This window comes from Polynucleobacter sp. UK-Mo-2m-Kol15 (assembly GCF_018881505.1).
In the GTDB taxonomy this organism is placed as follows: Bacteria; Pseudomonadota; Gammaproteobacteria; order Burkholderiales; family Burkholderiaceae; genus Polynucleobacter.
Window position 1 is genome coordinate 1676306 of the sequence record NZ_JACVQC010000001.1, and the last position, 26261, is coordinate 1702566.

Here is a 26261-nt window from a genome sequence, read left to right on the forward strand (position 1 = left end):
AAGCTACCAAAGATAAAGTGGTAAGAGTAGCGCCCCCAATTTTAGCCTCAATTCTGGGCCCTTAAGCGATGGGTTGACATGGGTCAGCATGAGATGTTCAAAAATATTAATCGTGAGCTCCCTCAGATGCGAAGGCGCATGCACTTTCATATCGCGAGAAAATACTTTAAGAAACTCTTTAGGGTCAACCTTGGAAAGACCCGGATGCTTCATTTTATTCGCATCAATTGCAATGATGATTGCCTGGATCATATCTGCACCACTCAAAAAATTCGTGTTGAAAGTGACGCAGATTTTTTTTAAGACTTGCTCATCATTATCTGAAATCATGTTGCTTTACCTAGGATTTATACCCAAGGGAAAGATTAACATATTAGATAAAAAATATCCTCACCCAAAAGCGGGTAATTACTATGTACTATGCAGCTAATAGGTATTTTTTATTCTTTTGGTACTTACCAGCTCTTGATGGCACATGGCATAAATTACACAAGTAATCTTCATGCAAGTCATATACATCCACAATGAAATTACCCTTACAACAAGAGCAAGCTTCTGTTTTTAGGAGCTTTTGATCAACAAAGCGAATCAATGTCCACGCACGAATCAAGCTCAATACGGGCTCATCACTAATTGGATGATCATCGGCTTTTTCAATACTGTGATACTGCTCTAAATAGAGTTGATAAGATTTGACTAAGGCCTGGATACCGCTTAAGCCGGCATTAATTTTTAAGAAATTATAAATATTTAAAAATAATGAAGAATGAATATTCGGCTGCCAAGTTAAGAACCAGTCGGTAGAAAAAGGTAGCATGCCCTTAGGAGGTGATGAACCCCTCATTTCTTTATAAAGCTTTGTTAAGCGTTCGCGAGATAAGTCAGTCTGCGACTCCAATAACTGTAGGCGAGCACCTAATTTGATTAACTCAATTGCTAGCTGAAGCTGCTCTGCCTCATCAATGATGCTTTTAACTTTCATCTTTTTCTCTTTTTTAGACTAGGCAATAGCCTGGGCTGGCTGGCAGGACATCAAAATGGAGCTATGGGCAATAGCTTGCGAGTGACCTTTGTGATTGCTAGTGAGCATGCCGAGCATGACTGAATCATCAAAGCGGAATCTGGTGAGCATCATATTGGCGCTAGCCAATTTGATGAGTTGTGAATTACTAAGACTGCCAATAAGATCGGCAATATCAGAATTGACGCCAAGCCTAAAGATCGCATGGGCCTTGTCAGCCTTAATCATTTGCTGTGCGAGCATTAAATAATTTAAATTCGCATCTCGAATCTCATCTAAGATCGTTTCTTGAAACTGATTGACTAATTCCACTTGCTAGCCTCCATTGATTAAAATTCAAACTATTTGCTGCAGGTGGACAGTTTGCTATCTTTAAAATATTTCTAAATAAGATGAATTCGGTACTTTTTGTAGGGAAAAATCTGACATAATCCCCTAAATAGTGGGTTTTTCACCCGCAATCCAAGCAATTGAGCATTTGCAACCCAGGTATAAGTAACCAAATGAATGCGTCGAAAGTCAAACTTGGGGATCCTAACCCCTTCTATAGGCTGATTTCGTAATGGATCAGGAGGCAAATCACCCCAATCATTCGGGAGAAATTGTCGACAGGCTAGCCCAGCAACGCGATGCCATCTTTCAAAGTGAGCTTATTGGCATCATCCTCACACACAAGCAGAGGATTGTCTGGGTCAATAGCTATATTCAGAAGGTCATTGGCAAAAATGATGCGGAACTTAGCCAACACCCAATAAGCCATCTATTTGCAAGCAAACGAGAATTTTTAAAAATTGCTAAAAATGCCCTAGTTGAAATTAACCGCGCGAATTTATTTCGCGACACAATCAGACTTAAGGATAAAAACTACAACCCCATCTGGCTAAATGTATCGGGACGACTTTTTGATGAGAGCTCTCAGGAAGTGATCTGGATCTTAGTAAACATCACTCCACAAAAAATTGCTGAAGCCAGATTAATCGAGGCAGTTCGCGTTGCCGAGGAAACCAATAGAACAAAATCACAGCTATTGGCAACCGTATCTCATGAGATACGTACACCAATGAGTGCCATTATCGGCCTATCAAAGCTAGCAATGCAGTATCAGGATCCAGATACTTTGATCAAGTATTTAACAAAGATCCATGAGTCCTCTGAAGCACTTGTCAAAACACTAGATCACTCTCTCGATTTAAGCAAAATAGAAAACGGTCGACTCGACCTAGAATGTAGACCATTTAAGATTGAGGCGGTCATAGCTGATCTCCAAGGACTTTTCAAAGGTGCTTCAGATACTAAAGGCTTGCTATTTGACTGCTCATTAGATGCTACCAGTCCAATGATCCTAAATGGGGATATGCACCGTATAAGGCAGGTGCTAATTAATTTAATTGGTAATGCAATTAAATTTACTGCCAAGGGCAAAGTGAAGCTCTCAGTTATTTGCCAAAAAATTGATCGAAATCAGGCAAGTGTTCATTTCATTGTTGCTGATACTGGTATTGGAATTAATGAATCTGAAATTAAAGAACTCATCAAGCCCTATAGCCAAGCTAATATTTCCGTTGCTCGTATCTATGGTGGATCTGGCTTAGGGCTCTTAATTAGCAATCAAATACTGGCCTTAATGGGCTCTCATCTCACAATCAAAAGCGTACCCAATTTAGGCTCGACATTTTCATTTGCCCTGAGCCTGCCCTATCTCACTAATGCAGAAGATCTCATCACAAATGAGACTGCTCCAAGCCCGGAATCGATTGAATTTCAACTTGTTGATATGCCCATATTAGTTGTTGAAGATAATCTCGTAGTTCAAGAGATGATTTCTGAATTCCTGAATTTATCTGGTGCCCAAGTAGATGTTGCCAATAATGGGCTAGAGGCACTCCAGTTAATATCCAAAAAGACTTATGCTGCCGTATTGATGGATACCCAAATGCCTGTCATGGATGGCTTAACTGCGGCGATTCAGATTCGTAAACATGAGCACCTCAAGCATCTTCCTATTATTGGCCTGAGTGCTGGCATTAGCCCCAAGGAGCGAGATGCTTGTTTAGCAAGCGGTATGAATGATTTTCTATCAAAACCATTCAAACCTATGCAGTTAGTTGCTAATCTCAGATCCTTAATTGAAAAAACAAGATTTAATCCCCTCTTATGTGGCACTAATATTCTTTTAGTAGATGACAATCTTCTCATCCAAGATGCGCTAAGAGAATGTCTGAATTTATCTGGTGCCCAAGTAGATGTTGCCAATAATGGGCTAGAGGCACTCCAGTTAATATCCAAAAAGACTTATGCTGCCGTATTGATGGATACCCAAATGCCTGTCATGGATGGCTTAACTGCGGCGATTCAGATTCGTAAACATGAGCACCTCAAGCATCTTCCTATTATTGGCCTGAGTGCTGGCATTAGCCCCAAGGAGCGAGATGCTTGTTTAGCAAGCGGTATGAATGATTTTGTAGCTAAGAATACCGATACTGCAAATTTAATCAATATCCTATCAAACGCTCTCTTGCATAACAAAGCATCACGTGGCATGAAGCCCATTCAAAAACGAAATCAGATAGAAATCGATTATTCACAAGCTTTGCCTGGCTTTAACCCCAAGGTGATTGCAACCCTCAAACAAAATAAAGTGTTTGAGCGAATAGCCTCACTGTTTTACCAAGAGACTAGTAATGTAATGAATGAGATTGATCAGATCATCCTGAGAAACGACATTAATGCACTACAGAAGAAGATTCATCACTTCAAGAGTTCTGCGGCAGCCGTAGGAGCTGATGAGTTATTCAAAATGACCGTAGAATTTGATAATGCTATCGGAGAAATCGACGGAAATATTCCGCTAGATAGGCAGCTGGGAGAAGAAAATTTAATCTACAAAGAATTCAAAAGCGCATTAATCAATGTAAGGCAGTTGATGGGCAGTATCTCATCCTGAATTTCTGCAATACCTAGCACTACCCATGAATTAATTCGATAAATAGAGTTTTCCACCATTACAGGTGTACTTCAATTCACGCACCACTGCAGATGAAATAATTTGATTAGTAGGATCAATTGCACGTAAATTAATAATCAGCTTACTTTGTAAGTCGAGATAGGTCCCTACTACGACTTGATTGGCCCCAACTTTCTGCTTGTTAGTCAGATCAAGATTTCTTGTCAGGGAAACTACTCCAGAATCACTTAAGCGGATGTCCTTGCCAAACTCCACCTGAACTACTTTCTTGCCCGGCAGGTTCGCTAAATAAGTGCGCAGCATATCACTCATCACCAGAGAATTTTGCTCAGTTTTGAGTGTGTTGATATTGACAAAATCAGCCACTAAAAGCACCCCCACCTGATCATGAGATCTGGGGTCGGGCGATGGTAAGCCATTACCCAATTCCACTGCCAAGCTTTGCATCAACTTACTCAAATCAGTGGCCTGAAGCTTATCTTCAAAAGTTAAGCATTGATTATCCACTCGGTTTCCTGTGCCAGAACAGGCAGATAAGAAAAGGAGTGAGGCCAGAAGCGTGATGAGAGATGTACGAAGCATAAATATTTTTGAGGGATCACTTTGTCAAGCTTAATATGGGCATTACTGAAGGCTGCGCCACTAAAGAACTGATCGCCTGGCTTTTTGGGAAAATCACCTGGGCAGTGGACAGAACACTACTATTATGCGCATTGATCATACGAACATTCAGAATAATAGAATCCGTAGTTGCTTGATAGGTACCTGCAATGATCTCAAATGAAGGTAATGAACTGGGTAGCTTCTTGGGATCTCTACTGAGAGCGAATTCTCCGCTTGGTCCTATATAAAGATCCCTCGTAAACAACGGATCCATGATATTCCAATTGCGTATCTGTAATTCATGCATCAAATTGGCTGATGCCAGCTGCCCAAAAGAGGATGTTTCATTTAGATCTTGGAGCGAAACAAAATTGGCGATCATCAGCTTGCTATTTGGAGGTACCATCTCCATATTTTTTTCGAGCTGCTGAGCAATGGAGATAACGCCATCCTGAAATGATTGAGCAACATAAGGCTTGGCTGGCCCCTTATCACTAGAATCAAAGAGCCAAGCCATGGATTGGCTACTCATCATCGTTAGGCAAAGCCCAGCAAAAAGATGCCAGCTCATGCGCTGCACTCTTGATAACCAGTGGTAACTCATTCTAAAACCTCTATCTAATTAAGCGCCTAAATCAGCAAACCAAGATTTGCCTCAATAGCAAAACTGGCCTCACAGGGTAGTTTCGTTAAACTACTCATCATGTTCAATTACGGCCCAAATTACAAATTCATGAGCGCTGTTACAAGATTATTACGAATATGCGCCTTTCCCCAGCATTAATTGCCCTGCTGATAGGCTGCTTTTCTGTAGCACTCTCCTTGCTCCTTGAGCAAATTTGCTCAAAATATCTTCCTACAACCCTGCCTGAGCTCTTTTTTTTAATCATTCAGGGCCTAGTTGCCGCCCTGCTAGCTAGAGCCATAAAGCTAGCAATCTGGTGGCAATGGATTCTATTGATCTTTCCCTTGGCCATCTGGCTGGCTTTAAAGCTGGACCTAACGCCCAGTTTTCTATTTGGTGGATTTCTTGTCTTTGTCCTCATGTACTGGTCTGTATTTCTCACTCAGGTACCCTACTACCCCTCCGGACAGGGAGCTTGTGACATTGTTGCCGAACTCATTAACGATGATCAGCATCTCAAAATCCTTGAAATTGGCAGTGGTCTAGGCGGATTTAGCATTCAGTTAGCAAAAATCCATCCGAAGTGTACTTATATGGGAGTAGAAATCGCCCCTTTACCCTTCTTCATCAGCCTGATTCGCTCAAAATGGCAAGACTCTACAGTGAGTTTTAAGCTGGGGAACTATGAAAAAATCAATTTTGCTGACTTTGATTTAGTATTTGCTTATCTTTCACCGGCCGCCATGCCAAAATTATTTGAACAATGCAAAGCACAAATGAAACCTGGCTCAATTTTAGTTAGCCATGAATTTGATGTGCCGGGAGTAAAGCCAAGCGATGCATTGCAATCTGACCTTGATTCTAAAGTCACCTATTTGTACCGAATTGCCTAAATACATTCCGTTTTCCAAGGAATAATGCCCTAAAGTGAGCTTATTCATAGAATTAGGATGTAATTTTTTTAGTATTCTTAACCATTACTTTTCAAAAAGGGACAGTCAATGTTTGTATTAATTGGCTACGGAATCGTTATCTTCTCCATTTTCGGCGGCTTTATTATGGCCGGCGGGCACATTGCTGCCCTTTTGCAGCCTATCGAATTGTTGATGATTTTTGGTGGTGCCGCAGGCGCATTCTTGGTTGGTAATGATACTAAGACGATCCGCGCAACTATTAAAGCATTACCTAGCCTCTTACAAGGCTCGCAATACTCTAAAAAGCTGTACATGGATTTGCTAGCAATGATGTTTGAAATCCTTACCAAAATCCGTAAAGATGGAATGATGTCAATTGAAAAGGATGTCGAGAATCCAGAAAACAGCGCAATCTTTGGAAAATATCCTAAGCTACTAAAAGATCACCATCTCATTGATTTTATTTGTGACTATCTTCGCCTGATGCTATCGGGAAACATGGATGCGTTTCAAATTGAAAACCTAATGGATAACGATATCGAAACGCACGATGCAGAATCTCATATCGTTTCCCACGCGATTGCGAAGATGGCTGATGGTATGCCCGCCTTCGGAATCGTAGCTGCAGTGATGGGCGTAGTACACACCATGGAATCTGTTGGCTCTGTTCCCCCAGCAGCCTTAGGAGCGCTGATTGCACAAGCTCTTGTTGGCACCTTCCTCGGCATTCTGTTGGGCTATGGTTTTATTGGTCCACTAGCCTCTCTGCTTGAACAAAAGCATGCCGAATCTAGCAAGATGTTGCAGACTACTAAAGTCATCATGATTGCAAGTCTTAATGGATATGCACCAACCATTGCCGTTGAATTTGGTCGAAAAGTACTCTTCTCAACAGAGCGACCTGGCTTTATTGAACTCGAAGACCATATTAAGGAAGCTAGAACCAAGTAAGTTCTTCAGAGCTGCTTGAGATAAATATGGCTGACGATAAACCCCTCATTGTTGTAAAGAGAAAACGCAAGGTTGCCGGGGGAGCCCATGGTGGCGCCTGGAAAATTGCTTATGCTGACTTCGTAACGGCAATGATGGCGTTCTTTCTGCTGCTGTGGCTTCTATCTTCTAGCGTCTCCAAAAGAGATTTGGAAGGTATTTCAGGCTACTTTAAAACTCCTATTGAGAAAATCTTTGTCAGCGGCGAAAACAAATCAGGCACTAGCAGCGTAATACCGGGTGGAGGTCAAGATCTCACCAGAAAAGAAGGTGAAGTGCTCAAAGGCACGGATGAATTTCAGGTTAGACCATCCGATAAATCAAAGGGTCAGCAAAAATTACTGGATCAAGCAGGCCTGAATGCCCTCAAAGAAAAAATTGAGAAATCACTTCAAGAAAAGCCCCAGTTTAAAAATTACAAGAGTCAGGTGTTAATTGACATTACGGATCAAGGATTAAGAATCCAAATCGTGGATGACTTGAAAAGACCGATGTTCGCTCTTTCTAGCCCAGAATTAGAGCCATTTGCTAAAGCGATTATGCGGGCTATTGGCTCTTCGCTCAACGGAATTAGCAACAGAGTAAGTCTATCTGGCCATACTGATGCCATTCCTTTTTCAGACGGCCCCGCCTCATACAGCAACTGGGAGCTATCCACGGATCGCGCCAATGCATCGCGTAGAGAATTGATTCAAGGAGGTATGGATGAAGGCAAAGTGCTTGAGGTCGTAGGACTAGGGTCAGCCATTCTTTATGACAAAACCAATCCAATTAACCCGATTAATCGCAGAATTTCCATCATTATTCTCAATAAAAAGACTCAAGATCGGATTGAAAAAAATGCCTCAGTTGTCGCAAACAACACTGAGGCCACCAAAGAGATCATTCAAGAGTCAGGGGCTAAGCAAACTAAGAAATAGATCGGTTAACCAGCCTTATTTGGGGCTTTGATAGACCCCCGACTGAATTATCTTATCGAATATCCCTTTAAGATTGAGATAAGACAGCATGTCAAAAATTAAATTAAGCGCAAATACACCGCAATTTCCAAGTTTATTGACGGGGTTAGCTAATTTCTCATGGAATCTACCGAAGATTAAGTTACCCACCCTGAGTGCTAAAGATAGCTACACAGGCATCGTGGGAATGGTGATTGCTGGGTACCTAGTACTGATGATCATCGGGGCATACGGTCTTTATGCCTATCAAAACCATGCCCAATCTTTGTATCAAAATCGACTCATGACCATCAAGGGTCTTGACGATACCAAGGAATTAGTTCAAAAAACTGATCTCATGATGAAGAGTGCCATTTATGAGACTTCAAAGGGAAAGCAAAAATCACTGGGTGCTATTGATGGTCTGATTGCTAGCAATATATCCAAATTAAGTGAGTTAAAAAATGCAAACAACCCTTCTCTAAAAGGAATTCAAGAAAAAGAGGTTTTTGATGCCTTCACCAGCACGTATTCAGAATGGATCAATACAGACTTAAAGGGCACGGCGTCTGCAATCATTGGAAACAATATTGGGCTTGCAACACAGATCTACACTAATTCTGGTGACATGATTGCCATCCTAGATCAAAATGCAAAAGCCTTAATTAAAATTCAATACGAAGAAGGTAGGAAAGAGGCTTCTCAAGGAAAGGGCTACTTATACTTTTTTATTTTCTTTGGAGCACTGATTAGCCTTTGCTCAATCATTGCCATTAGCTACTTACTCACCAACTCAAAAAGAATGTTGGACCTCAATCTAGGGGCGGATCCAGAAAAATTACTTGAAGCAGCAGGACATGTCGCTAGCGGCAATTTAGACTTTCAGATCAATACGCGTGCAGGCGATCATAGTAGCGTACTGGCTGCCATTAAAGCAATCCAGGAAGAATTTAGATTACTGCTTCTAGATACTGAAATCTTAAATAAATCCATGTCTCAAGGTAAAAACTTAGGCAGAAGAAATATTGAGCAACACCAAGGTGAATTCCAACGCCTGGCACAGGAGCTCAATACCTCCATTGATTATTCACTGGGCTTTGGTCAAGAATCAGAGAAAAAATATAAGGAAATAGCGCGTTACTTTGCCAGCACAAACGAAGAGATTCAAGACCTTTTAAAAACAGTACAGAATAAGAACCTAAGCCAAAGGCTTGCCCTCAGTCCTGACAGTGAGAGTAACGCTCCTGCAGCCATTACTATCAATTACATCTTGGACTTAGTTGAAGATGTTTTGACCAAGATCAGAAGCCAATCCAGTACGGCTGAAAGTGCTGGCGAAGATATCAAAACACTTCAGGAAAAATTACGCGCGCTATCTGATGAGCAAAGATCGATAGTTGGGGATTCAAAGAATAGCCTCGATAAAGTCACGGCTTTAAATAAGACTAGCGCTAGATGCATCAAGTCAATCCAAAATCGAGCAACTGAGGCCTCAAAATCAATCCAGGCTATTTGCCTGAAAATGGATACCTTGCATACTAAGCAGCTCGCGGTATCCAATAAGAGCAATAAGGAAGTAAGTGTCATTTCTCCCCTCGACAATATTAGTTTTACCAGCTTGGATAGTGGCAATACTTCAATTATCAAAAAAGAGACTAAAAAGTCCCTAACAAAGGACGATATTGAGAATATTGATCAAATGACTGCAAGTCTGAAGCAAATTTTCGAAACTTTAGATGGCATTGCAAAAGATGGCTCCAAGGCCTTGCTCAACAACGCAGAGCAAAATAGTAATTTGTCAGCCAGTTACTCAGATCTCGTCAAAATTGATCACACCATTCAGAAAAGTGATCAATTTGCAGCAATCTCTCAAAGCAATGAAATCCTCAATCTCAAGGCCCTGGCCTCTGGTTTTATTTTGAAAGAAGATGCTGAAAGAATAGAAAAGGAGAGGCTTGAAGCCGAAGCCAAGAGCGCCGAAAAGGAAGAGAATCCGAAGGCAAAAGTCGAGACAGACTGGGAACTTTTCTAAACCTCAAAAAGTAAGCTCACAAGGATGAATAGTGAGCTATTTACCCCCCTATTCTCGAGATTCAGACCGCTGGCGTTAAGGGAAAATAAGTCATTATCCCTTTAAATGTTTTGAGGTAGCCGGTGGCGAATGATAGCGATCTAGAAAAAACGGAAACGGCCTCGGGTTCTCGAATACAGAAAGCCTACGAGGATGGTGATGTTCCGCGCTCTAAAGAACTCTCTACAGCAGCTACATTGATTGTTGCCGGTGCTTGCCTATGGGGAATGGGTGGTTTTTTAGAAGATGCTTTAAAAAGTCTGATGATCAGCGGTATGAAATTCGACAGTAAAGTCGCTATGGATCCCGTCAGCGCTATGAGCAAAATCTACGAACAGATCGGCGACCTCGTGATTGTCTTTATTCCGATCTTTACTTTTATTCTATTGGCTGAAATCCTTTCCCCAATTGGTATTGGCGGATGGAATATGAGTACAAAAATGCTCGCACCCAATATTCAAAAACTCAATCCGATTACTGGATTTGGCAATATCTTTAACAAGAACTCCTGGGTTGAGTTACTGAAATCCATTTGTAAGGTTGGATTAATCGCAATCATTTCTTATTTGGCAATTAGCTACTCATTGCCTGATTTAATGAAATTGCCTTTATTACCGATTGAAACTGGCCTTAGCAATACAGTCAACTTTCTCATTGTTACCTTCTTCCTCATTCTGATTGGTTATCTCGTCATTGTTGCAATTGATGTGCCCTATCAGCTACATCGTTATGCAGAAAAGCTCAAAATGAGCGTGCAGGAAGTTCGCGAAGAAATGCGGGATAGCAATGGTAGCCCCGAAATTAAAGCAAAAATTAGACAGCAACAAATTGCCATGTCTAGACGCAGGATGATGTCGCAGATTCAAAATGCTGATGTCGTGATTACCAATCCAACCCACTATGCTGTAGCAGTGAAATATGACTCTGAAGTCATGGGCGCACCAAGAATACTGGCAAAAGGAAGTGATGCTGTGGCCTTAAGAATTCGAGAAATCGCTAATGAACATCAAATTTTGATGGTGGAGTCTCCCAAACTGGCGCGAGCGCTATATGCCCATACTGAAGTTGAGCAAGAAATCCCTGAGGCGCTCTACTTAGCTGTCGCAGAGATATTAGCCTACGTATTCCAGGTGAAAAGCTTTAATGGGCGTGATGGAGAATACCCAACCATGCCTCAATCAATTGAAGTGCCTGATGAGCTAGACCCTCACATCACCGATCCAAGACTAACTCTTGATATCAATAGTAGAACGGCACTTACCCAATGAACTTGAATCAATTTCTCAGTAACTTAAAGGATCTGAACTCTAAAGCGGTAGCGGGTCCGATCTTCATCATCCTCATGTTAGGAATGATGATTCTTCCCTTGCCAGCGATTGCTTTGGACTTATTGTTTACATTCAATATTGCGCTCTCGATATTGGTGATCTTAATTGCATTGCAAACAACCAAGCCTCTAGACTTCTTAGCATTTCCAACTGTACTGCTTGTCACTACAATGCTGCGCCTCTCCCTGAACGTTGCATCAACCCGTTTAGTTCTAACCGAAGGACATACCGGACCAGATGCTGCCGGAAAGGTGATTGAGGCCTTTGGCCACTTCTTAATCGGCGGAAATTACGCAGTTGGTATCGTTGTATTTATCATTCTGACCATCATCAATTTCACGGTGGTTACCAAGGGTGCGGGACGCATTGCTGAAGTTGGCGCAAGATTTACCTTAGATGCGATGCCTGGAAAACAAATGGCTATCGATGCAGACCTCAATTCTGGACTCATCAGCCAAGAAGATGCTCGCAAGCGACGAGAGGCAATTGCTCAGGAAGCCGAATTTTATGGCGCAATGGATGGTGCTAGTAAATACGTCAGGGGCGATGCGATAGCTGGCATATTGGTCATTATTATTAATATCTTAGGCGGTCTTGTTGTAGGCATGATTCAGCATGATTTACCGCTAGCAACTGCTGCCAAGAACTACACCTTACTGACCATTGGTGATGGTCTGGTAGCGCAAATCCCCTCGCTCATTATCTCAGTTGCAGCAGGTATCGTAATCTCGCGAGTTGCAAACCACCAGGATCTGGGAACACAGCTAACTAAGCAGCTGTTTACCAATCCTAAGGTGCTGGAAATTACGGGAATCATTATGGCTGGAATGGGCTTAATTCCAGGGATGCCACACATCGCCTTTCTCCTGTCTGGTGCGGGTTTATGGGGCATTGCATATTCAGTCAAGAAAACCAGTAAAAAAGTGGAAGAGAGTGAAGCTAAGCTGAAAGAGGACACTGGCAAGGAAAATTTGGAAGCCAGCTGGGGAGATGTCATTCCAGTAGATGCGCTTGGGCTTGAGGTCGGATTTAGATTAGTGCCATTGGTTGATATGAATCAAGGCGGAGAACTGATTAAGAGAATTAAAGCCTTAAGAAAGAAATTTGCTCAAGAGGTCGGATTCTTAACGCCGGCAGTTCATATTTGTGACAACCTAGAACTAAAACCTTCCGAGTACCTCATCAAACTGAGAGGCGTACAAATTGCTAGTGGCGAATCTCACATTGGTCAATATCTAGCTATTAATCCTGGCAACATTACAGCAGAAATTCCTGGCGCAATATCTACTGACCCAGCATTTGGCTTGCCAGCAGTATGGATTGAGCATGCCCAGAAAGAAGAAGCACAAAGTTATGGTTACACAGTGGTAGATCCAAGCACAGTAATTGCAACCCATCTAAACCACATGATTGGGCTGCATGCAAGTGAATTGCTTGGGCATATGGAAGTCCAACAACTGATGTCTTTACTCAGCAAGGACTCTCCAAGATTGGTTGAAGAATTAGTACCAAAACTACTCTCAGTCTCTACAGTACAAAAAGTACTCCAAAACCTACTAAGTGAGGGTGTTGCCATTCGGGATATGCAGACTATTATGGAAACCTTGCTTGAAAACTCAAAACAGACGCAAGATGCTGCTGAGTTAACCAGCAAAGTAAGAATTAAATTGGGAAGAGCTATCACGCAGCAATTGTTCCCAAACACCAATGAACTCAATGTGATTTCTTTGGATAATAATTTAGAGCGAATCCTCATGCAGGCAATCAACACCCAAACTAATGGAAGTTCAATTGAACCGGGTATTGCTCAAACATTGGCAAATGAGGCGAGCGCAGCAGCCAAAAAACAAGAGCAAATGGGTTTTTCACCTGTATTGCTTGTACCAGCCTCTTTACGCCTGACCTTAGCAAAATTTTTAAGACGATTTACACCGAATCTGCGGGTTTTATCCCATGAGGAACTTCCAGAATCAAAAGTAGTAAAAGTCAATAATTTAATTGGAGAGATAGCATGAGCTCAAAACGATTTGTAGCAAAAACAGCACGCGAAGTCATGACGCAAGTTCGTAATGAGCTTGGCCCTGATGCGACCATTCTTAGCCATAGAGAAATTAATGGCTGGCATGAAATTACAGCGACACAGCCCCAAAAGTCAGCGCCACAAAATATCGCCAAAGAACCGATTGCTAACGACAAGCAAATTTTAGCTAAAAGAGCGCAAGAAATGCTGGCTCTCTTTAATAGCAAGCAGGATGCAAGGGAAGCCAAAACTACTGCAGCGCAGCAGGCACCAGATGCTGCAGTCAAAAAAGAAGTAGATCAAAATTCTTTAGAAGCCCTACTTTCCGAAGTTCGTGAAATGAAAGTCAGCCTTCAATCGCAATTGGATGATATCTCTTGGGGTGCAACATCACCCCACAATCAAACCAAGAATATGTTGATTAGCAATTTTATTAACTTGGGCTTCAATCAAGATCTCATTAAACGCGTCATTAAAAAATTACCCATGGATCTAGGCTACGAAGATGCCCTCTTTTGGACGAGAGATTTATTAAGTAAGAACATTAAATCTACTGAAGATGAAGCTGAAATTCTGGAAGGTACAGGAATTTATGCGCTACTTGGCCCTACTGGCGTAGGAAAAACTACAACAATCGCTAAGATCGCGGCTCGTTACGCCCTGAAAAATGGTAACGCTAGTGTTGGACTCATTTCAACAGATACCTATCGCATCGGCGGCAATGAACAACTCCGAATTTATGCCAAGATTATGGGTGTTGAGATGCTTGTGGCAAAAAATATTGAAGAATTAGATGCTGCCACTAAAAAACTGTCAGATAAAAAAATAATCCTCATTGATATGGCTGGATTAAGCCATAAAGATCCTATGGTAGAGACTCAGTTACAGCTGTTGTCTGATGCTAAGGCTTCGATCAAAAAGGTTTTATGTTTGAATGCTAACAATACAACTGATGGATTAAATGCAGTTACTATGGCTTATGCAAAAAAAGGTTTAGAAGCTTGCATCATTACAAAGTCTGATGAGGCAATGACACTAGGCTCTGCTTTGAATGTAGTCATGAAAAATAAACTCAAAGTACTTTATTTAACTAATGGTCAAAGAGTTCCAGAAGATATTTGCCTGCTAAATAAAAACTATGAATTAGAGATGATGCTGTTAAATCAGACTAGTAATGAAGCTTTAGAGGCTGATTCTGGCGAAGAATCTACTTTAGAAAACCTCAAGCAAATGAAGTCTAGTCCAAAAAAGACCAGCAAGAGAGCGGCTCAATTTAATGCATAAAGTTGTTCATGACCAAGCTTCAGGCCTCAGAAATTTGATGTGCCTTGGCCAGCCCATGGATTCCAAGACTGAGCCCAGTCTGGAGGATTTGCATCGTCAAATTGATGGATTAGGCTTTATGAGCTTTGAAGCCAAATTAGACCTACTCAATATCCCGATGATTAGCTTGCTAGATAGCAAGCCACAAAGAGCTCCTTTAGACATACTGAATGCCAACAGAATTGTGCTTCACATTAACCAATCCTCAGAATCGATTAAGGCTGCCTACGCAATAGTGAAACTGTTAAGCAAAAGCCTGGAAGACCGTGAACTTGGCTTTCTGATACAGGCAAGCTCTGAAACTAAATCAAAGATCATATTTCATAATATAAAAATGGCTGCAAATGCCTTTGATCATATCCATTCCACCTATCTGGGTTGCCTAGTTACTGGCAATACTTATATCAGCGCTCATAATAGCGATATATAAATCGAGATAAGTCATATGTATAAACCGGATGGAAAAGTTGACCGACAGAATAGCTTAGTCACTGAGCATGCTGATATGGTAAAAAAAATGGCCTATCAAATTAAGGCCAAGTTACCTGCCAATGTCGAAGTAGATGATCTCATCCAGGCTGGGATGATTGGATTAATTGACGCTGCTAATAAGTTTCAAGATAACCTAGGCGCCCAATTTAAAACCTATGCATCTCAGCGCATTCATGGCGCAATTATGGATGAGCTCAGGAGTGCCGATTGGTTGCCTCGCAATATTCGCAAGCAAATGCGGGATGTTGAAAAAGCTATTTCAACTTTGCAACAATCTTTGGGCAGAGCACCGACGGATAGTGAAATTGCTAAAAAGTTGAAAATTAATATTGATGAATATTTCCAAATCATCACAGAATGCACTGGACACCAACTCATTTATTTTGATGATGTAAATAAATTAGATGACGAAGACCATTTTTTAGATCGCTTTATCAAAAGCAATAATGATGTAGTTAATGGATTGCTTTCTAGAGGCTTCAAAGAAGCTCTTAAAGAAGCGATTGAAAACCTCCCTGAGCGCGAAAAGATCGTCATGGGTCTTTACTATGAACAAGAACTGAATCTGAAAGAAATTGGTGCCGTATTGACTATTTCAGAATCTCGCGTATCTCAGATGCATAGCATTGCTATTGCCAGAATACGCGCAACATTAAAGGAGCAGTTATGGACCGGGCCAGCATAGGCGGTATTACGCTTGCCTTATTGGGAATCATTATTGGCCAGTCAATTGATGGTGGGAAACTTTCATCTTTATTGCAATTATCAGCATTTATCATCGTAATATGCGGCACTTTTGGTGCGGTCTTACTACAAAGTACGCTGCAAAACTTTAATGCAGCCTTTCATAAGCTACGTTTTGTATTCTTTGAGCCAATCAATCATCGCCCAGAGATTGCTAAGATACTTCTGGAGTGGAGCCAGATTGCTCGTAAGGAAGGCACCTTACATCTCGAGCCAATCATGGAAGAGACTACTGACCCATTTATCAAGAAAACCTTGCGCTTAGTTGTTGATGGAGCAACGCCGAATACCATCAGAGAGATTGGTGCAATTGAATTAAACCAATATGAATTATCAGAGCGTAATGCGATCAAAGTTTGGGATTCAGCTGGCGGCTACTCCCCTACTATTGGCATTTTGGCTGCCGTTATTGGCCTAATCCATGTAATGGAAAATTTGTCAGATCCATCCCTAATCGGTGGTGGCATAGCGATTGCATTTGTTTCAACTATCTACGGCGTTGGTCTTGCTAACCTCATATTTATCCCCATTGCCAATAAACTCAAAACTATTCTGCAGGATGAGCTGGCTAATTATGAAATGCTGATTGATGGTTTAGCCGGCATTGCAAATGGTGACCACACTATTGTTTTGGAAGATAGAGTTTCTAGCTACTTAAATTGATGATGTTACGTAGAAAAATTATCAAAGATGAAGCAATCCATCACGATCGTTGGCTGGTATCTTACGCAGACTTCATAACACTACTCTTTGCGTTTTTTGTAGTGATGTACACCAGCTCTACTGTGAATCAAAAGAAATATGAGGCTTTATCTAGCTCAATATCCTCAGCCTTTAGTTTGGTACAAATCACACCTATTAAAAACGTAGATCAGAATAAGGATACAGTTCACCAAGATACTCCGAACATAAGTCAAAAAAAGGAGCAAAAATTAGTATTAATAGATCCGATTGATATAGGTAAATTAAAAAGGGATCAGTATCTCGCTGCCAAGGCAAAAATTGACCTCACTCGAAGTGATCTCATTAGAAAACTAAAGCCATTAATTGACCAAGGCAAAATTAGTATTGCTCAAGTTCCTAGGGGAATTCGGATTGACATCCAAGATAACTTCTTATTCGCCCCCGGATCAGCGAAAATTTCGAGTCCTTTGGCCATTAGTACATTAACCGAAATTACGCCAATCTTAGTCAATAGCAACCGCCCTATTGATATTGAAGGCCATACAGATAACAGACCCATCAAAAATAAAGAATACGGCTCTAATTGGGAGCTCTCAGCATTAAGAGCAACTGCTGTACTCAGAATTCTGAATGAAGAGGGTCTTAATGAGGAGCACTTGAGTGCCACAGGATTTGCTTCATCAAGACCAATTGACAGCAATGAGTCGTCACAGGGACGAGCTAAAAATAGAAGAGTTTCAATATTTGTAATACAGGATGGTTTATTAAACCAATAGAAAATTACTGCTATTGAATTACTTGCTCAGCTTAACAATTTGGTCGATGACTTTATTAAGCTTTTTAGCATATTGAGGATCAGTTGCATAACCTGAACTCGCGATTGCACTTGCATAGCTAGCAGGCGCATCAAGCTGACTCATGACCCCCCTGAACCTTGGGCTTGAACTAATCATGTTGGCAAAATCTCTAAATGAGTCTGCATATGAGTCATAAGCTCTAAATTTCTCCACGGAACTTTGCATTACCCCGTTTACATATTCAGTAGTTGTGGCATTAACCACCTTACCTGTCCAATTAGGACTTGCCTTGATGCCAAATAAATTAAAGCTGAGTGTGCCATCGGCAGCCTTAATTTCCTTCTTACCCCATCCAGTCTCTAAAGCAGCCTGACCCAACATATAGTTTGCTGGCAATCCACTAGTTTTACTTGCCTCTTGGGCATGAGATGCAAATCGATCCATAAATGGTCCAGCGGTATCTTTAAATGACTTTGAAAGCGATGTCACCACCTCTTCTGCAGAGCTGATCAGCTCATTTTTCAAGCGGCTGACTTTATTCAACCAACTAGTTTCGGCATTGATATTGCCTGGCTTAGGAGCAGAGATAGATTCAACATCCGAGGATTTGGTTAGATTTCCAATTTTTTGATACGCATTTGCGTAACGATTAAAAGCATTGCTACCAGCAATCGATCCCGATGTAATGTCAGCCTCAAACATCGACGTAAATAGACTATCTGTACCGGCATTAGCCTGATTGATCGAATTGCTTGAGCTCAGAGCTCCCAAAATAGTGCTAGGCTTTATTCCAGACTGAGCTTGACTGACGTCTGCAGGAATAGCTTGTCCAGCTGCTTTAGACAATTGGCGCGTAAGCATATCTGCTAGCCCTATACCCTTGCCTGCAGCAATCTTTTGGCTAATTTGCTGATCAAACATAGAGGTATACATTTTACTGGCCTCGTTATCAAACATGCCCTCAGAATGCGTCGCATCCCTCATGCTCTTGAGCATCATGGCAACAAATACAGCCTCAAACTGCTTTGCAACACCTTTGATTGCTTCGGGAGAATTTTCTTTTGCCGAAAGCTTTAGGTTGCCCAATGCTTTCGCATCTAATGCAAACTGATTACTGACATCAGTTGCTGACCGGGTATCAATTGGTGATGCCATACTATTAGCTTAAATAATCTCAATTTCAGCATGCAATGATCCGGCCGCCTTAATAGCTTGGATGATGGCAACCAGATCTTGTGGGGTTGCGCCAATTGCATTGAGCGCCCTCACAACCTCAGTTAAAGATGCCCCGGTTGCCAACTGTATGACGCTGCCAGGCGCTTGATTCAGGCTGACTTGCGATACCGCCGACTCAACGGTTCTGCCTGCAGCAAATGCATTAGGTTGACTAATGACAGGTGTAGTACTAATAACTACTGTCAAATTACCATGAGCAACAGCACATTCTTCCAAGCGAACAGCCTGATTCAGAACAATGGAGCCTGTTCGCGCATTCAGAATGACCTTCGCTATACCCTTAGCGGTAGTGACATCAATGTTTTCTAGTTCAGATAAAAACTTAACGCGATCACCCTGCTCTACTTCAGAAGATTTAATATTAATGACTCGAGCATCCATAGCTAGGGCAATATTCTTACCAAATTTCTTATTAATTGCCATGGCAATGGTATTGGCATTAGAGAAATCTGAATTTTTTAGCTCTAAATTGACAAAGTTTGCCTGAGCAAGCTCATATGGAACTAAACGTTCAACCGTAGCACCTGCTGATATGCGTCCGGCATTTAATTGATTGATAGTGGCAGAGCTTCCATTTGCAGATGCGGACGCACCCCCAATGACGATATTGCCCTGTGCCATGGCGTAGATTTGGCCATCAGCACCTTTCAGCGGGCTCATTAGCAAAGTTCCACCTCTGAGAGTCTTTGCATTACCCATGGCAGAAACAGTGACATCTAAGTTTTGACCAATTTGGGCAAATGGAGGGAGTGTCGTTGTCACGATCACAGCAGCTACGTTTTTGAGCTGGATCTGTGTAAAGGTGCCAGGAGGAAGGGTGATGCCTAAAGACTGCAACATACTTAAGGTGGTCTGAATGGTAAATGGGGTTTGGGTTGTTTGGTCACCAGTACCATCAAGTCCAACTACCAATCCATAACCAATTAATTGGTTACCACGCATACCTTGCAGATTAACTAAATCTTTAATTCTCTCAGCCTGAACAGATGACGTGAATACTAGACAGCCAAACATCAACAAAGCCGCCAAGAAAGAGCCTACCTTGAGAGAGAATGATGGGAGCCTTAAGGACTGGAGTAGCATGTTGATCTTAATCAAAAAGGAAGGACGCTATAAAAGAAGCGGGTTATTGCACTACTAATATATGAAGCATCCATAAAATTATTTGAGCGGAATTCAAAGCGAGCATCAGCGATGGTATTTGAAGAAACAGCATTATCTGTGGTTATCATTGCGGGGTTAACCACACCAGATAATCTAATAAATTGTGTCCCTTGATTGCCCCCCAATTGCTTTTCTCCGGCAACAACTAAAAATCCATTTGGCATAACTTCAGTAACAGTTACTGAAATAGAGCCAGTAAATACGCTGCTAGAAGCACCACTATTTTTAACCTCAGCTGAATTAGAGTTACTGATAGTCCAGGTAGGTTGAACATTATCTCCATTCAGATTTTGAGATGATGAGTCCGCAGTTCCAGCTTTATCATTTTTATCATTAAGGCTATTTGATGCAGATGTATTATCAGAGATAATCACTGTCAATATGTCACCAACACGCTTTGCCTTAATTCCCTCGAATATAGGCTTATATGAGCCGACATTAAAGATTGAGCCCGCAGGAGGTGTGTACCTCACCGGTAGAGTCTTTTGAGGGCCATCATTCTTGGTGATAGTTGTAGGATCTACTGACACGCAAGCAGAAAGCAATCCAATCAGGATTGCTGATAGCCCTTTAAAAGCTGTTGAAACGAGGATATCTAACGCAGATTTCATCATATACCTAATTGAGATTAGCCCATTTGACCCAGTTTTTGGAGCATTTGGTCGGAGGTTGTAATTGCCTTACTGTTAATCTCATACGCGCGTTGGGTTTGAATCATATTTACCATTTCTTCAACCACGTTCACGTTTGAAGTTTCCACGAATCCCTGTACAAGAACACCTGCGCCACTTGAGCCCGGCGATAAAGTAGTGGGAGTCCCGGATGCAGCTGTTTCAACGTAGAGATTCTCACCCTTGGCTTGTAAGCCTGCTGGGTTAATAAAAGTAGCCAGCTGAATAGTTCCAACCTGAGTAACAGCTACACTGTTTGGTAGTGTGATGGATACTACGCCGTCCGCTGCAACAGTAACGGATTGTGCATTTGTAGGCACAGTAATTGCAGGAGAAAGTGGATGGCCACTCGAGTTCACCACATTGCCATTGTTATTGATCTGGAAACTACCATCACGGGTATAGGAAATAGACCCATCAGGCATCGAGATTTGAAAGAATCCAGAGCCGTTGATCGCTAAATCATTATTGTTATTAGTTTGCTGCAAGTTGCCCTGAGTAAAAATACGCTCTGTTGCAACTGGCTTAACACCAGTACCAACTTGCAATCCAGTGGGTAACTGGGTTTGCTGGGTAGACTGGGCGCCCGGTTGACGAATATTTTGATACAGCAAGTCCTCAAAAACAGCGCGGCTCTTTTTAAAACCATTAGTACTCACGTTAGCCAAGTTATTGGATATCACATCCATTTGAGTCTGCTGTGCCTCTAAACCTGTCTTAGAAATCCATAGTGATCGTAACATTATCTTTCCTTTAGTTTATTCAGTGCAGTCAATTACGCGAGGCGAAACAGTTGTGCAGCTTGTTGATTATTATTTTCAGCTTTTTTTGCTAACATCAACTGGGTATCAAATTGTCTTGCCAGTGAAATCATATTCACCATCGAACTCACAACACTAACGTTACTGTTTTCAAGTGCGCTGCCTACGACTCTGACGTTGATATCGGCAGCTGTTGGCGATAGATCCCTGTTGTTAAATAGTCCATCCAAACCACGAACTAAATTTGCCTCATCTGGGTTTACCAGCTTTAGCGTATCAATTGGAGTGGAGGCACGCCCAGCAACAGATTCATCCACGCTTGAAACGGTTCCATCCGAGCCAATCGATACAACGACGTTTGGCGGAATAGTGATCGGGCCACCAGCGCCCAATACATTTAAGCCATCTGCAGTCTGCAAAATACCGTTATCACTTACTCTAAAGGAACCATTTCGTGTAAGTCCCTCACTACCATCTCTACGTTGAACTGCAAACCAACCCTTACCCTCGATGGCAACATCGAGTGGACGTCCTGTTTGCTGAATAGATCCCGGTGTAAAGTCAGTACCAGTAGTTGCGCTCGCAACAAATGCTCGAGTGTCAGCCCCTGGACCATTTACTGGAACAGAACGAAAGGAATCTACTTGGGCTTTGAAACCAAAAGTTGATACGTTCGCTAAATTATGCGAATTAGTAGCCTGCTGATTCATGATCTGCTCTAAGCCACTTGCAACGGTATATATTGCTTTATCCATATATTTATTAACTATCCTTTATTGAAAAGAACGTTAGCCGCCCATCGCAATTAAGGTTTGATAGTTTTGATTCTCAAGCTTAATCGCTTGAGCGTTGGCTTGATATGCCTGCTGAGCAGCCAGTAACTTCACCATATCGCCAGTCTGGTCCGTATTAGAGGCCTCTAGAGAAGATCCTGTGAGCGTTCCAACACCTTCCGAGCCTGCAACGCCAATCGTAGGCTCACCAGAAGCAGCAGTCTCGTACCAAGAGACATTTCCTTGAGAGCGCAAGCCATTGTTATTGGCAAAAGTAGCTAGTGCAATCTGAGCAATATCGAAGGTACTACCATCATTGTAGATCCCTGTAATAATGCCACTACTACCGATACTGAAATCAACTAGATATGCTGCGGTGACACCCTCAACGGTGACCTCAACATCAGGTGGGAGACCACCAAGCGGGGACCATAAATCTACCAAAATCGTACTGTCCTCGTCACCAGTGCCTGTGGCCACTAAGGTGCCGTCACCATCAGGCTCAGCAAATGTATAGTTGCCCAGGGTTCCTGAAAAGTCTCCGGAGTCACTAGTTGAGCCATCGTTTGCATAGTTGTAAAAAATGTCCGCAAGATCAATCGTTGAGATCTGTGAACCTGAAGTATTGGTAAAAGTTAAGCCACCTAATGTGACATATCCTTCGGCCTGCAGAGGATAAAAGGTAATAGTGTCTTCCTCGTATACACGAGTTGCAGTATCCGGATTAATGTCATAGGTGCTCAAATCAATCTCTGCCGGAGTACCCGTTGCCGTCACCGTACCATCTGTTGCAGCGGTATAGCCCATGACATACTGGCCGCTACTATTGACTAAATAGTTCTCACTATTTTGCAAGAAATGTCCATTACGAGTGTATGAAGTCAGCTCTAAAGTACTGTCATAAGTAATGAAAAAACCTGGCCCTGAAATTGCCGCATCTAACGATGTATTTGTGCTGGTAATTGATCCTTGAGCAAATGACTGCTTAATATTGGAGATCATTACGCCATCACCTGTCTGACTTCCTGCTCCTGCATTAGCCGCATTCAGATGGGTCGCCAATACATTACTAAAATCTGTACTAGCAGACTTATAACCGTAAGTAGTTACGTTGGCAATATTCTTACCCAATACACTTAAGTTTTCTGAAGCAGCTTGAAGCCCACTTAATCCTGTTTCAAAAGCCATAACAGTCTCCTTAATGAAATTTATTGAATTTGAACAACGCTTGACAATGATGTAGTGGTACCATTTCCAAGAACTAACTGGGTAGCACCACTCTTCGGATCATTTCCAACTGCATTAACTTTGGCATAAGTAAGTCCAACACCATTCACAGACTTACCACCCGTGTTTGCTGCGACCTGCAATGTATATGCTCCATCTGGCAATGCTTTGCCAGTCTGGTCTTTACCATTCCAAGTCAAAGGAATCACGCCAGCGCCTTGAGTTCCTAGATTCATGCTGTCCACAGTCTGGCCAGCAGCATTTCGGATAGAGACCATGACGCTGCTAGCAGCGGTAGGAAGCTGCACAGCAAATGCTGAATCACCATTAACTAAATTAAATGCTTTACCTGGCGCAAGAACGCTTTTCCCGATCAAGCTTGATGCTTGATATGTTTGACCAGATTGCAGGGTTTTAGACATTTCTGCCATCGATGAATTTAACTGGTTAATGCCATCTACAGTGCTGATTTGGGCTAACTGACTCGTCATCTGTGAGCTATCCATTGGATTCGTTGGATCTTGATATTTAATCTGAGCCACCAACATCGTCATGAATTGATCTTGAATTTTTTTACCACTAGAAGCAACAGCTGCGTTTGCAGCAGCACCAACATTACTAGTTTGGTTGAGGTTTGAGACTGTAGTTGTCATATATTAAGATCCGCTTAGGATTGACCAATAGAAAGGGTTTTTTGTAGCATGGCTTTTGCAGCATTCATCGTTTCAACACTATTCTGGTAGGAGCGTGTTGTAGAGATCATATTGACCATCTCTTGTGTGACATTCACATTCGGCATCGTCACATATCCCTCTTTATTTGCTAAAGGATTACCTGGCTGATATGACATGCGCGGTGGAGTTTGATCTTCAATCACTTTATCAACAGCAACACCGTGGAAGTTTGATCCATCAATGGACGCAGACTTAAAGCTCACTTGCTTTGATTTATAAGGCGTTCCATCAGCACCAGTAATCGTCTCTGCGTTGGCCAAATTACTAGCAACGGTATTCAATCGCTGAGACTGTGCACTGAGTGCAGAGCTGGAGATGTTAAAGACATTAAATAATGACATGATTTATCCTTTGATAAACGTTATGGTTGTAACGCAATATTCATTTCTTTAAGGCGTGCGTTGATCATCATCACACTAGCCTCATAACGTAGTGCATTGTTTACGAACGCAGAGCGTTCAACGTCAGCATCGACAGTATTTCCATCTGCGCTATCTTGCACAACGGAGCGATATAGCAAATCACTTGAATCTACTGCACCAACATCAGCAACACCCTCACCCTTAAAATGCAAGGGCGAAGTGGTGTTTAGCTGTGGAGCGCCATTTTTCTTACCTGAAACCTCAGCACTGCTTTCGAGAGCTTTTTGCATAGCCGACTTAAAGTCGATATCTCGGGCCTTAAAATTAGGCGTATCCACATTGGCGATATTTGCAGCTAGAATCTCTTGACGGTGAGCACGAATTCTCAGAGCTGCTGCATTAAAATCTAATAGTTGGTCTAAACCATTCATCTCCGCTCCTTACCTATTCTTCACGCTTGAAGATCATTTAACAACGACATTGCAACAATGTAGTTCTCCAGTAAGCGATTTGAATGTGGAATAAGAGGCAGAATTCCTATCCTTATTCACCTATTGGGCTAAAGCCGGCTTCGTACAATGTCCATCTAGGCATTTCGGGGTATTAATACCGCAACCACTTCAGACTCAACGGGGATTGAATATGAATACGACATTAGGCAATTGTTCATTTAAACAATATAAACTATTGATTAATAAGGGTATTTCATTAATGAGCTTGGTGTTCGCCACTTTAGTAGTGGTTCAGCCCTCCTTCGCCCAAAACCAAACTCCGCAGTGGCAAGATACCAAGGTTCTTGACCAAAAAGTGGCCGCCTTTTTAAAGACGCAAAGTGCAGGCTCCCCTGGGAAGACTGAAGTTTCAGCTCATCCAATCGATAAAAACCTCAAATTAAGCTTTTGCCCCTCTCCTCAGGTGTTTTTTCCTTCGAATAGCAAGGCCTGGGGGAAAACAACCGTTGGCATCCAGTGCGGACAGCCGAATAACTGGAATATTTACGTAGAAGCTACTGTCAGTATTATTGGCGACTATGTAGTAGCTGCAAACAACCTAACTCAAGGGCAAAGCCTGACTTCATCAGATCTCATGCTCCAAAAAGGGGATTTAACTACCCTACCTACAGGCTTCTTTACCGATACATCAGCTGCAGTTGGAAAAGTTGCACGCGTTTCTCTTGCTAGTGGTAGCGTTATTAAGCAGGAAATGCTCAAAATGCCTATTATTGTTGCTCAGGGTCAAAATGTCAGGGTCAATGGTATTGGGAAAGGCTTTTCAGTTTCAACAGAGGGACAAGCCCTCACAAACGCAGTTGAGGGTGAATTAGTGAAAGTCAGAGTGCCCAACGGAACGATTATTTCAGGAATAGCCAAAAATAATGGCCAAATTGAGGTAGTTATTCGCTAGGAAGCTAAAGTTTTGCCAAAATTGGCCGTAGGAGAGATGGCAAGCACATATGTATTGCATAAATGGTTGGACTAGAATTAGAGTGAATATATGAAGATTAACGAACAGATCAATAAAGGCATTAACCATGCGGTTGATAAGCCGGATGCGTCCGTTGAAACTCAACCTAGCAATAGCCCGATTCAAACCCCCGTCGTCGCCAAAAACGATGTTACGACGGCAACCATGTCAACAACTCTCCAATCTATTCAGTCACTCGTCTCTAGTGGGCCAGTTTTTGATGCCAAAAAGGTTGAAGCGCTTCGTAATGAAATTGAATCCGGTAAATTTGTTGTAGATACTGGCAAGGTTGCTGATGGCTTAATCTCTAACTCGATCAGCGCACTCACAGCCGGTAAAAAGACTTAGTCTTGA

Annotated in this window: 28 protein-coding genes; 14 read left to right on the forward strand and 14 right to left on the reverse strand. The window is 42.0% G+C overall.

Features of this window, described 5'->3' with window-relative positions:
• Nucleotides 1–3 precede the first annotated feature (3 nt).
• The 3 genes from ICN43_RS08665 to flhD all read right to left on the reverse strand — a co-directional run bounded on the left by ICN43_RS08665 (nucleotide 4) and on the right by flhD (nucleotide 1333).
• Nucleotides 4–330 carry a hypothetical protein gene (locus tag ICN43_RS08665; protein ID WP_216198794.1) on the reverse strand — a complete coding sequence of 109 codons (327 nt, stop codon included), beginning with the start codon at nucleotides 328–330 and terminating at the stop codon, nucleotides 4–6.
• Between the two features lie 88 nt (nucleotides 331–418).
• Nucleotides 419–982 (reverse strand): flagellar transcriptional regulator FlhC, encoded by a 564-nt coding sequence (gene flhC, locus ICN43_RS08670; protein ID WP_216198798.1) that lies wholly within the window; start codon nucleotides 980–982, stop codon nucleotides 419–421.
• A gap of 18 nt (nucleotides 983–1000) precedes the next feature.
• Nucleotides 1001–1333, reverse strand: coding sequence for a flagellar transcriptional regulator FlhD (gene flhD, locus ICN43_RS08675; protein WP_370623177.1), 333 nt, complete (start codon nucleotides 1331–1333; stop codon nucleotides 1001–1003).
• Between the two features lie 250 nt (nucleotides 1334–1583).
• On the opposite strand from flhD, the gene ICN43_RS08680 reads away from it, so the two are divergent.
• Complete coding sequence (locus ICN43_RS08680; RefSeq protein ID WP_216198800.1) at nucleotides 1584–3965, forward strand: response regulator; 2382 nt, start codon at nucleotides 1584–1586, stop codon at nucleotides 3963–3965.
• 30 nt (nucleotides 3966–3995) lie between these two features.
• Here the strand turns inward: ICN43_RS08680 and ICN43_RS08685 are convergent, their stop codons facing one another.
• Both ICN43_RS08685 and ICN43_RS08690 read right to left on the reverse strand, forming a co-directional pair.
• Nucleotides 3996–4568 (reverse strand): FlgO family outer membrane protein, encoded by a 573-nt coding sequence (locus tag ICN43_RS08685; protein WP_216198803.1) that lies wholly within the window; start codon nucleotides 4566–4568, stop codon nucleotides 3996–3998.
• A gap of 16 nt (nucleotides 4569–4584) precedes the next feature.
• Complete coding sequence (locus ICN43_RS08690) at nucleotides 4585–5160, reverse strand: FlgO family outer membrane protein (protein WP_216198804.1); 576 nt, start codon at nucleotides 5158–5160, stop codon at nucleotides 4585–4587.
• Between the two features lie 191 nt (nucleotides 5161–5351).
• Between ICN43_RS08690 and ICN43_RS08695 the strand changes: the two genes are divergently transcribed.
• From ICN43_RS08695 to ICN43_RS08745, 11 genes are all read left to right on the forward strand, one after another.
• Nucleotides 5352–6107, forward strand: coding sequence for a class I SAM-dependent methyltransferase (locus ICN43_RS08695; protein ID WP_216198807.1), 756 nt, complete (start codon nucleotides 5352–5354; stop codon nucleotides 6105–6107).
• A gap of 108 nt (nucleotides 6108–6215) precedes the next feature.
• Entirely contained in the window at nucleotides 6216–7079 is an 864-nt protein-coding gene (gene motA / locus ICN43_RS08700) for a flagellar motor stator protein MotA (RefSeq protein ID WP_216198810.1), read from the forward strand.
• Between the two features lie 26 nt (nucleotides 7080–7105).
• Nucleotides 7106–8038 (forward strand): flagellar motor protein MotB, encoded by a 933-nt coding sequence (gene motB, locus ICN43_RS08705; RefSeq protein ID WP_216198812.1) that lies wholly within the window; start codon nucleotides 7106–7108, stop codon nucleotides 8036–8038.
• 88 nt (nucleotides 8039–8126) lie between these two features.
• Entirely contained in the window at nucleotides 8127–10088 is a 1962-nt protein-coding gene (locus tag ICN43_RS08710) for an MCP four helix bundle domain-containing protein (RefSeq protein ID WP_216198815.1), read from the forward strand.
• A gap of 122 nt (nucleotides 10089–10210) precedes the next feature.
• Nucleotides 10211–11395, forward strand: a complete 1185-nt coding sequence (gene flhB / locus ICN43_RS08715) for a flagellar biosynthesis protein FlhB (protein ID WP_216198818.1) — start codon at nucleotides 10211–10213, stop codon at nucleotides 11393–11395.
• Nucleotides 11392–13470 (forward strand): flagellar biosynthesis protein FlhA, encoded by a 2079-nt coding sequence (gene flhA, locus ICN43_RS08720; RefSeq protein ID WP_216198822.1) that lies wholly within the window; start codon nucleotides 11392–11394, stop codon nucleotides 13468–13470. The genes flhB and flhA overlap by 4 nt, the downstream gene beginning before the upstream one ends.
• Nucleotides 13467–14759, forward strand: a complete 1293-nt coding sequence (flhF, locus tag ICN43_RS08725) for a flagellar biosynthesis protein FlhF (RefSeq protein WP_216198824.1) — start codon at nucleotides 13467–13469, stop codon at nucleotides 14757–14759. The genes flhA and flhF overlap by 4 nt, the downstream gene beginning before the upstream one ends.
• Entirely contained in the window at nucleotides 14752–15228 is a 477-nt protein-coding gene (locus tag ICN43_RS08730; protein ID WP_216198827.1) for a hypothetical protein, read from the forward strand. The genes flhF and ICN43_RS08730 overlap by 8 nt, the downstream gene beginning before the upstream one ends.
• Nucleotides 15229–15243: 15 nt before the next feature.
• On the forward strand, nucleotides 15244–15975 hold the full coding sequence (locus tag ICN43_RS08735) for an RNA polymerase sigma factor FliA (protein WP_216198830.1): 732 nt from the start codon (nucleotides 15244–15246) through the stop codon (nucleotides 15973–15975).
• Nucleotides 15957–16697 (forward strand): flagellar motor protein, encoded by a 741-nt coding sequence (locus ICN43_RS08740; protein WP_216198833.1) that lies wholly within the window; start codon nucleotides 15957–15959, stop codon nucleotides 16695–16697. Before ICN43_RS08735 ends, ICN43_RS08740 begins: the two co-directional genes overlap by 19 nt.
• On the forward strand, nucleotides 16697–17494 hold the full coding sequence (locus tag ICN43_RS08745; RefSeq protein WP_216198835.1) for a flagellar motor protein MotB: 798 nt from the start codon (nucleotides 16697–16699) through the stop codon (nucleotides 17492–17494). Before ICN43_RS08740 ends, ICN43_RS08745 begins: the two co-directional genes overlap by 1 nt.
• Before the next feature lie 18 nt (nucleotides 17495–17512).
• Here ICN43_RS08745 and flgJ read toward each other — a convergent pair whose 3' ends face one another.
• The 9 genes from flgJ to flgB are packed head-to-tail and all read right to left on the reverse strand — an operon-like array spanning nucleotide 17513 to nucleotide 24874.
• The gene (gene flgJ, locus ICN43_RS08750; RefSeq protein ID WP_216198838.1) at nucleotides 17513–18670 is read right to left on the reverse strand and encodes a flagellar assembly peptidoglycan hydrolase FlgJ; all 1158 of its coding nucleotides are present in this window, start codon (nucleotides 18668–18670) and stop codon (nucleotides 17513–17515) included.
• A gap of 9 nt (nucleotides 18671–18679) precedes the next feature.
• Nucleotides 18680–19834, reverse strand: coding sequence for a flagellar basal body P-ring protein FlgI (locus ICN43_RS08755; protein ID WP_216198843.1), 1155 nt, complete (start codon nucleotides 19832–19834; stop codon nucleotides 18680–18682).
• A gap of 11 nt (nucleotides 19835–19845) precedes the next feature.
• Nucleotides 19846–20529, reverse strand: coding sequence for a flagellar basal body L-ring protein FlgH (locus tag ICN43_RS08760; RefSeq protein ID WP_216198846.1), 684 nt, complete (start codon nucleotides 20527–20529; stop codon nucleotides 19846–19848).
• A gap of 14 nt (nucleotides 20530–20543) precedes the next feature.
• A complete protein-coding gene (flgG, locus tag ICN43_RS08765) occupies nucleotides 20544–21329 on the reverse strand; it encodes a flagellar basal-body rod protein FlgG (protein ID WP_216198849.1) in 786 nt (261 codons plus the stop codon).
• 32 nt (nucleotides 21330–21361) lie between these two features.
• Entirely contained in the window at nucleotides 21362–22102 is a 741-nt protein-coding gene (gene flgF / locus ICN43_RS08770; RefSeq protein ID WP_216198852.1) for a flagellar basal-body rod protein FlgF, read from the reverse strand.
• Between the two features lie 33 nt (nucleotides 22103–22135).
• A complete protein-coding gene (locus ICN43_RS08775) occupies nucleotides 22136–23308 on the reverse strand; it encodes a flagellar hook-basal body complex protein (RefSeq protein WP_216198854.1) in 1173 nt (390 codons plus the stop codon).
• A gap of 20 nt (nucleotides 23309–23328) precedes the next feature.
• A complete protein-coding gene (locus ICN43_RS08780) occupies nucleotides 23329–24000 on the reverse strand; it encodes a flagellar hook assembly protein FlgD (RefSeq protein ID WP_216198857.1) in 672 nt (223 codons plus the stop codon).
• Between the two features lie 14 nt (nucleotides 24001–24014).
• Complete coding sequence (flgC, locus tag ICN43_RS08785) at nucleotides 24015–24422, reverse strand: flagellar basal body rod protein FlgC (protein WP_216198861.1); 408 nt, start codon at nucleotides 24420–24422, stop codon at nucleotides 24015–24017.
• A gap of 20 nt (nucleotides 24423–24442) precedes the next feature.
• Nucleotides 24443–24874: a flagellar basal body rod protein FlgB gene (flgB, locus tag ICN43_RS08790; protein WP_216198863.1), complete on the reverse strand. Its 432-nt coding sequence runs from the start codon at nucleotides 24872–24874 to the stop codon at nucleotides 24443–24445.
• A 211-nt stretch (nucleotides 24875–25085) separates the two neighbouring features.
• Here flgB and flgA point away from each other — a divergent pair, with 211 nt between their 5' ends.
• A complete protein-coding gene (flgA, locus tag ICN43_RS08795; protein WP_216198866.1) occupies nucleotides 25086–25847 on the forward strand; it encodes a flagellar basal body P-ring formation chaperone FlgA in 762 nt (253 codons plus the stop codon).
• 90 nt (nucleotides 25848–25937) lie between these two features.
• Nucleotides 25938–26255, forward strand: coding sequence for a flagellar biosynthesis anti-sigma factor FlgM (flgM, locus tag ICN43_RS08800; protein ID WP_216198870.1), 318 nt, complete (start codon nucleotides 25938–25940; stop codon nucleotides 26253–26255).
• Nucleotides 26256–26261 lie beyond the last annotated feature (6 nt).

Excerpts from the sequence above, each read along its gene's own strand:
- ICN43_RS08745 (WP_216198835.1), top strand. The coding sequence starts at position 16,697 with ATGATGTTACGTAGAAAAATTATCAAAGATGAAGCAATCCATCACGAT.
- flhF (WP_216198824.1), top strand. The coding sequence starts at position 13,467 with ATGAGCTCAAAACGATTTGTAGCAAAAACAGCACGCGAAGTCATGACG.
- flgM (WP_216198870.1), top strand. The coding sequence starts at position 25,938 with ATGAAGATTAACGAACAGATCAATAAAGGCATTAACCATGCGGTTGAT.
- ICN43_RS08760 (WP_216198846.1), bottom strand. The coding sequence starts at position 20,529 with ATGATGAAATCTGCGTTAGATATCCTCGTTTCAACAGCTTTTAAAGGG.
- ICN43_RS08755 (WP_216198843.1), bottom strand. The coding sequence starts at position 19,834 with ATGCTACTCCAGTCCTTAAGGCTCCCATCATTCTCTCTCAAGGTAGGC.
- flgG (WP_216198849.1), bottom strand. The coding sequence starts at position 21,329 with ATGTTACGATCACTATGGATTTCTAAGACAGGTTTAGAGGCACAGCAG.
- ICN43_RS08775 (WP_216198854.1), bottom strand. The coding sequence starts at position 23,308 with ATGGCTTTTGAAACAGGATTAAGTGGGCTTCAAGCTGCTTCAGAAAAC.
- ICN43_RS08740 (WP_216198833.1), top strand. The coding sequence starts at position 15,957 with ATGGACCGGGCCAGCATAGGCGGTATTACGCTTGCCTTATTGGGAATC.
- motA (WP_216198810.1), top strand. The coding sequence starts at position 6,216 with ATGTTTGTATTAATTGGCTACGGAATCGTTATCTTCTCCATTTTCGGC.
- ICN43_RS08780 (WP_216198857.1), bottom strand. The coding sequence starts at position 24,000 with ATGACAACTACAGTCTCAAACCTCAACCAAACTAGTAATGTTGGTGCT.
- motB (WP_216198812.1), top strand. The coding sequence starts at position 7,106 with ATGGCTGACGATAAACCCCTCATTGTTGTAAAGAGAAAACGCAAGGTT.
- flgB (WP_216198863.1), bottom strand. The coding sequence starts at position 24,874 with ATGAATGGTTTAGACCAACTATTAGATTTTAATGCAGCAGCTCTGAGA.
- ICN43_RS08710 (WP_216198815.1), top strand. The coding sequence starts at position 8,127 with ATGTCAAAAATTAAATTAAGCGCAAATACACCGCAATTTCCAAGTTTA.
- ICN43_RS08730 (WP_216198827.1), top strand. The coding sequence starts at position 14,752 with ATGCATAAAGTTGTTCATGACCAAGCTTCAGGCCTCAGAAATTTGATG.
- flgJ (WP_216198838.1), bottom strand. The coding sequence starts at position 18,670 with ATGGCATCACCAATTGATACCCGGTCAGCAACTGATGTCAGTAATCAG.
- flhC (WP_216198798.1), bottom strand. The coding sequence starts at position 982 with ATGAAAGTTAAAAGCATCATTGATGAGGCAGAGCAGCTTCAGCTAGCA.
- ICN43_RS08690 (WP_216198804.1), bottom strand. The coding sequence starts at position 5,160 with ATGAGCTGGCATCTTTTTGCTGGGCTTTGCCTAACGATGATGAGTAGC.
- flgC (WP_216198861.1), bottom strand. The coding sequence starts at position 24,422 with ATGTCATTATTTAATGTCTTTAACATCTCCAGCTCTGCACTCAGTGCA.
- ICN43_RS08665 (WP_216198794.1), bottom strand. The coding sequence starts at position 330 with ATGATTTCAGATAATGATGAGCAAGTCTTAAAAAAAATCTGCGTCACT.
- flhA (WP_216198822.1), top strand. The coding sequence starts at position 11,392 with ATGAACTTGAATCAATTTCTCAGTAACTTAAAGGATCTGAACTCTAAA.
- ICN43_RS08685 (WP_216198803.1), bottom strand. The coding sequence starts at position 4,568 with ATGCTTCGTACATCTCTCATCACGCTTCTGGCCTCACTCCTTTTCTTA.
- ICN43_RS08680 (WP_216198800.1), top strand. The coding sequence starts at position 1,584 with ATGGATCAGGAGGCAAATCACCCCAATCATTCGGGAGAAATTGTCGAC.
- flgA (WP_216198866.1), top strand. The coding sequence starts at position 25,086 with ATGAATACGACATTAGGCAATTGTTCATTTAAACAATATAAACTATTG.
- ICN43_RS08695 (WP_216198807.1), top strand. The coding sequence starts at position 5,352 with ATGCGCCTTTCCCCAGCATTAATTGCCCTGCTGATAGGCTGCTTTTCT.
- flgF (WP_216198852.1), bottom strand. The coding sequence starts at position 22,102 with ATGGATAAAGCAATATATACCGTTGCAAGTGGCTTAGAGCAGATCATG.
- ICN43_RS08735 (WP_216198830.1), top strand. The coding sequence starts at position 15,244 with ATGTATAAACCGGATGGAAAAGTTGACCGACAGAATAGCTTAGTCACT.